We start from the raw sequence: 6,391 nt of genomic DNA on the forward strand, positions 1-6,391 counted from the left end.
CGTTGGCGCCGTTCCCGTCGCCCAGGCGGCGCCGCAGCGAGGAGCGCTGCGCCAGTGTGGCGCCGTCGCTGCCCAGGGCGAGCGCCGCCGTGGCGGCGCGCTCGGCCTCCTGCAGCTCACCGGCGCCGATGGCCGCGTTCATGTGCAGCAGGTGCCAGTCGCGTTGCGCCGGCGAAGCCTTGGTGGCCAGCCTGGCCTGCTCCAGCGCGCGGGCGTGGTCACCCTGCTCCAGCGCGCGGTAACCGTCGGCCGCGTTGGCGAACCCGGGCAGCGGCGGCGCCGCGGTGGCCTGGACCATGCAGGTCTGGGCCGCATCGACGTTGCTGCAGTCGATGGTGGGCGTGCGCAGCGCCATCGGCGCCGCCGCCGGGGCCAGGACGAACTGGCGCGCCAGCTCGCGCCGCGCGGACACTTCGGTGTCGGTGGCCGGCAGCGGCTGCAGCAGGTCCATCGCCCGTTGCGGGTTGCCCTGCACCAGCGCCAGGTCGGCGCCGAGCAGGCGCAGGTGGCGCAGCGCGCCGGGCGCGACGCTGGTCTGGCGCATCGCGCCGTCGATGTCGGCGCTGGCCTCCTGCGGCCGGTTCAGGCCTTGGCGCGCGTAGGCGCGCAGCGCCAGCGGCGCCGCGCTCTCGGGCAGCAGTGCCAGCGTCTCCCCGGCGACGCGCTCGGCGTCGGCGAAGCGGTTGTCCTGCAGCAGCGATTGCACCAGCACCAGCCGAAAGCCGGCGTTGTCCGGCGCGTACTGCACGGCCAGCGTGCCCTGGGCGACGGCGGTGCGCACATCGTTGGCCCGCAGCGCCGCGTACATCGCCTCGCCGGCGGCCTGGGCCCGGGCGCGGTTCAGGTCGGCACGGGCGCGCGCCAGCGCAGCGTCATCGCCGCGTGCCTGGGCCGCCTGGTCCAGCGACCGTTCGGCCGCGTCGGGCTGGCCGGCGGCCAGTTGCGCCTGCGCCAGCAGCAGCCAGTAGTCGCGGCGACCGGGCGCCAGCTGCGTCGCGCGCTCGGCGCTCGCAACCGCACCGGCGAAGTCCCGGCGCGCATAGGCCTTGTAGCCGGCGTCAGCGGCGGCGTGGGCGGCCTGGGGCGCGCGGGCCGGGGCGCGGCTGGCGGTCTGTGCTGCGGCACACGAGGAGGCAAGCGCGAGCGCGGCAGCCAGCGCCAGCGCCTTTCGTTGTTGTTGTTTCATTGTTCTCATGAGGGGTTGGCAAAACACCGTTTTCAGGCAGCCCCGACGGGCTTGCCGAAGAATCCCCGCTCGTGCGTCGGCTCGGCCGTCGCCCGGGCGAAGAAACTCCGTTGGTCCTGGACGACCTGCTCCAGCACCTCGCGCAGGATCACCCCGCGGTCCACCAGGTAGTCACCGATGCGGCCATGCTGGGCCGGCTTGTAGTCCTGCATGGCGTTCTCGAAGTCCTCGCGCCGCAGCAGGCCACGCTCGATCAGCATGTCGCCCAGCAGCGGGCCGGTGGCGACCGTGTGTGCCCTGCCGTCCGTGTCGGTCTCGCGCAGCAGGCGCAAGGCCACGGCCAGCTCGCCTTCGCGGGCGATGCGCTGCACCGGTTCCTCGCCGATCCCGGTGCGGATCTCGGCCAGCGCCTGCTCCGACAGCGGGCTGGTCACCGCCAGCACCGGCCGGTTGTTCTTGTTGCGGCCGATGTGCACCACGCGATGCCGGATCGCCAGTTCCACCGGCAGTTCGTCCGCGTGCTTCTTCACCAGCTCGACCGTCAGGTGAGCCCGTGGCAGGTCGGCCTGGTAGGCGATGGCCTCGGCCAGCGTCTCCTCGTCCAGCAAGACGTTGGACACCAGCACGCGCCCCAGCGCCGCGCTGGTGTCGGCCTGCTTTTCCAGCGCGCGCGCCAGCGTGCCCTCTTCCACCGCGTTCCAGGACTTGAGCAGGTCGCCCAGCCGCTGGCGGCGGCGGGCCAGCTGCACGCTGCTGGGGAATTCGTGGGCGGTCTTGTCCCAGGCCAGCCGGTTGCCCTTGAACAGGTAGCCCAGGTACATCTTCCAGGCCCGGGCCACCGCCATGCAGTTGACGAAGTTGCCCACCACCATCCGCGGCAGCGACATCAGGCCATGCTCCCACCCGTACAGGACCGTCGTGAAGTACACCCGATGCACGGCCCGGATCGCCAGGAAGAACGCGTTGATGTAGATCATCGTGCGCCAGACGCTGCCTTGCTGGAACAGCGACGGATAGTAGGCATTCCACCAGCCGGTGGCCAGCCCGACGTGGAACAGGATGAAGTGCAGCACCAGGAGGTAGGCCAGGATGCTGACGAAGGACGTGATCACGCCCTTGCGGTCGTGCAGCAGCAGGTAGCGCGCCGCCGTGGTGCGGCCGCGCCACCTGATCTGCTCCCAGCTTTGCAGGCCGATGCCCAGTACCCAGCGCGCCTTCTGGCGATAGGCGGCGCGGAACTGGTCGGGGAAATACTCGCGCACGCACAGCGGCATCTGCATCAGCAGCTCGCGTCGATTCTTGCTGGTCCAGCTGGTGCGGCTGATGTGGAAGGTGACCGGGAACACGCCGAAGATCGACTGCATGCCCAGCTGCGACAGGCGCATGCCGACGTCGTAGTCTTCGGTCAGGCTGTCGATGTTGAAGGGCTTGTTGCGGGTGGCGCCAACCAGCGCGATCAGCGCCTTGCGCGAAAAGCAGGTGCCCACGCCGGCCGAGGGAACCATGCCGGAGACGCTCTCGCGCACCACCATTTCCTTGGCGTGACTTTCGGCGAATTCGTCCATGTAGGTGCCGGCGACGAGCTCGTACCACTCGCGCTCCAGCGAGGCCACCGGCAGCTGGATCATGTCCTTGCGCGGCAGCAGATAGTTGAAGAACTTCAGCTCCAGTGGGTGCAGCACGTCTTCGCTGTCGTGCAGCACGACGCCGGCGTACTCGACGTTCCTTTCCTGCTCGTGCTCGAAGATCGCCGCGACCACCGCGTTCAGGCAGTCGGCCTTGCTGGTCGGTCCCGGGTGCGGCACCTCGACGCGCTGCAGCTGGGGAAAGCGGCGGACCATCTTGTCGACCTCGTCGATCGTCGGCTGGTCGTTCGGGTAGGTGCCGATGAACACGCGGTAGTTGCGATATTCCAGCACCTCCACCATGTTCTGCACCATCGCCGCGATGACGTCGCTTTCCTGCCAGGCCGGCACCATGATCGCCATCGGCTGCTCCTCGCGGTCGCGCAGCTGCTCCACGCCCAGCGCCTTGTAGCTGGGCGTGCGCTCCAGCCGAGCCCGGCGGAAGATCCGCCGCGTCCAGTACCAGATGTCGATGAACAGATCGTCCAGCGACGAGACGAAGATGACCAGCGCCAGGATGGCGGCCAACACTTCCAGCCCGGAGTTGTACTCCGCAATGACCAGGTCCCAATTCATACCATTCCTTTGGCTTCCTCCACTGGACCGCGAGCAACAACGTGCAGCGCGGTCCCTCTTGTGACGAGGAACCGGCGTCGCCGGTGCTCTTCACACTGATTGGCTACCCAGAAAAGTCGCATGGCGACTTTTCTGGGGGTTTACCGATCGCCCGTGGCGGCGCGGCGGCGACGCATGCGGCTGGCGAGGACCAGCAGGCCGATGAACAGCGCCAACAGCACGATCGGCAGCAGCCACCAGTAGCCGCGTTCGAACAGGCCCGGTTGCGCTTCCTTCATGACCCCTTGGCCGGACGGGTCACGGGTGTTGACTTCGGTGCGCAGGCCGTTGTTGCCCATGATCGCCAGGTTGCCGCTGGACAGCATGATCGGCTTTTCCATCGACGGCGGCTGATCGCCCAGCGTGCGGTAGACCGCGCCGATGGTGTCGCCGCTGCCGTGCACTTCGAGCATGCCCACGCGGTTCAGGCCGCGCACGTCGAGCAGCGGACGGTCCTTGGTGCCGGCCAGGAACAGGCGGTCTTTCTCGGGCTTGACGTCGCTGTCGGCCACGCCCGCGGGCATCACGTCGACCGCCAGATACGGACCGTCGACCTTGGGCTGCGAGCCGTCGGCCACCGGCTGGAACTTGGCCTTGGTCGGCGACAGGCCGGTGCTGGCAGCCAGCCGGATCACGCGCGGCAAGGAGGTGACGGCGTCGTTCAGGTGCGAAGCCGGCACGACCAGGGTGCCGCCGCTGGCGAACCTGGCCATCAGGCCGGTGAAGTCGCTGCTCGGTTCGATCTTGTCGAGCAGCAGGTGGCTGGAGGCCAGCACCGAGACCGGGTACGGCTCGGGCGTCTCGCGGCAGCGGTCGCTGGCCAGCTGGCGCACGAACGAGACGCGGATCACGTTGCGGGTCTGCAGCGCGTAGCGCGGCACCGGGGCGATGATGCGCTCGCGCTTGCCGTTGGCTTCCATCTCCTTGGCGCCCAGCAGCACGTCGTTCATGAACACCGACACCACCGGCGGCGTGCGGGCCGCGCTCGGCGAGGCGGCAACGTCGATCACCAGCGTTCCCGGGCCCTTGCCGTCGGCGGCGACCGAACCGATGTCGAAGGTGGCATTCCAGTCGGCATGGGCCAGCACGTCGAAGCTGGCCGGCTTGGCGCCCAGGTATTTCAGCGAGACGGCGTCGTTGTCGTTCTTGGGCTGGTCGACGGCGTTGACCGTCAGCGCCGTGCCGGCCGCGGCCTGCAGCCAGATCTGGCTGAACAGCCCGGCGGCCTGGGCGCCGGCGTCCGGCGCGACCAGGATCACGGGGCGGCCGTTCATGTTGCCCAGGCGCACTTCCTTGGACCCCACCTGCTGGCCGCTGCCCGGGCCGGCGATCACGATGTCGGGAAGGGCTGGGCCACTGGGAGCAGCGGTTGCGGCCGCGCCTTGCGCCGCGGGCGCGGGGACGGCACTGCCGTCGGCCGTGCGGAACTGCGGTCGCTTGCCGGCGCGCTCCAGCGCAACGCCGACGCGCCAGGCGGTGTCATAGACCTCCGGGCTCACCTTGTTGGAGGCCAGCAGGATGGTGGGCGACGCCGGCAGCGCACCCCAGGCCGTGGTCAGGTCGCGGATGGCGGAGCCGTCGTACTGGAACACGAACTTGCTGGTCGGCTCGATCCGCAGGATGTTGCCGGGCGTGCGCGCATCGGCGCAGGTGTTGTCGCGGGCGACGGCGGTGCGCCAGTCGATGTTCAGGCGCACGAAGCCCGATGGCCGCGGCTTGCCGTCCACGGCGATGGTGGCGCTGGCGTCACCGCGGTCGGCGGCGAGGCCGACCGCGTGGACCGGCGCGCCGTCGACGGCATAGACCAGCGTGGTGCGGCCGCCGTCGGCGCGCACGTAGCCGGCGTTCAGCTGCAGTTGCGCGTTGGACAGGTCGATGCCGGGCGGCACCGGCAGGTAGATCTCGCGGATGGTGTCCGGGTAGCCCAGGACCACCGGCTCGGTAAAGCCCAGCTCCGCGAACGTGATGGTGCGCGGCACCCACACGCCAGCCGACTCGACCGGCCGGAACACGGTGGTCAGCGGCGGCGTCGCGGCCGGAGCTTCCCGCTGCGCCGGCCGCAGCGGGAGCTGCTGCGTCGGCTGTTGGGCCACCACCCAGGGCGGCAGCAGGCACATGGCCGCCAGCGCGGCGGCGGGCAGGACACGGGAGAGTTTCATTGGAGCACCTCGTTATAAAGATCGTTGGCGGCGGTTCAGCGCAGCGTGCTGGGCGCGACCCAGGTGTAGCCCAGCTGCGTGATTCCCTCGACCGTCTTCTTGAAATCCTCGAGCCCGGGGGTGTTGATCGTCGGTTCCAGCCAAAACGGATGGAAGAAGAACGATGCGAACCCGTCGCGCACCGCCTTGGCGTACTTCGCGTTGGTGATCAGGTCGTCGGCCGTGTAGTTGTAGTTGGAGGTCGGATCGATGGTCGAGATGTCGTACTCGATGTTGCCCAGGTTCTCCGGCAGCACGTACTGGCCGTAGTGGTCCTTTTTGATCACGTACGGGAAGAACTGGCCGACACTGAAGTCCTTGCTGGTGGCGGCGTAGAAGTCGGGCTTGTCGGCCGTGTAATAGACGGCGCGCTGGTAAGTGGTGGTGAACAGCTGCGGCGCGGTGCGGGCCGCGATGGCGGACGTGTGGTAGTGCGGCGCTTCCCAGGCGACCGGGTACAGGCCGTTGGCCCGCATGTCCTGCAAGCCCTGGCTCAGCCGGCCCAGCACCCACGAGGGCGAATCTTCCGGGAACGGCTTGTTGTCCACGATGTTCCAGAATTCGTAGTCGTCGCCACTGACGCCGGTGTGCGGATTCTTCATCGTGCCGTACTGGTGGGTGAAGCCGTGCATCACCATCTCGGCGCCGCCCTTGTTGCGGGCGTAGGCCAGCGCGGTGCGCAGGTTGGTCGCCTGCGACAAGTGCACTTCCTGGCGCACGCCGCCGTTGTAGGCGCCCAGGCCGTCGACGTAGCGCGGGATCACGGC

At 69.2% G+C, this 6,391-nt stretch carries 4 protein-coding genes; all 4 read right to left on the reverse strand.

Annotated features, from left to right (window positions below; translation table 11 throughout):
• Nucleotides 1–1,186 (reverse strand): tetratricopeptide repeat protein (locus JWP65_RS01015; RefSeq protein WP_299759491.1); only part of this gene is annotated, 1,186 nt, incomplete at its 3' end.
• Between the two features lie 32 nt (nt 1,187–1,218).
• Nucleotides 1,219–3,387: a glycosyl transferase family protein gene (locus JWP65_RS01020; protein WP_299759493.1), complete on the reverse strand. Its 2,169-nt coding sequence runs from the start codon at nt 3,385–3,387 to the stop codon at nt 1,219–1,221.
• A gap of 140 nt (nt 3,388–3,527) precedes the next feature.
• Nucleotides 3,528–5,585 carry a hypothetical protein gene (locus JWP65_RS01025; protein WP_299759495.1) on the reverse strand — a complete coding sequence of 686 codons (2,058 nt, stop codon included), beginning with the start codon at nt 5,583–5,585 and terminating at the stop codon, nt 3,528–3,530.
• 35 nt (nt 5,586–5,620) lie between these two features.
• The coding region (locus JWP65_RS01030) for a DUF2334 domain-containing protein (RefSeq protein ID WP_299759497.1) at nt 5,621–6,391 on the reverse strand (771 nt) is incomplete at its 5' end.

The sequence above is a fragment of the Ramlibacter sp. genome (assembly GCF_028292805.1).
GTDB lineage: Bacteria > Pseudomonadota > Gammaproteobacteria > Burkholderiales > Burkholderiaceae_C > Ramlibacter.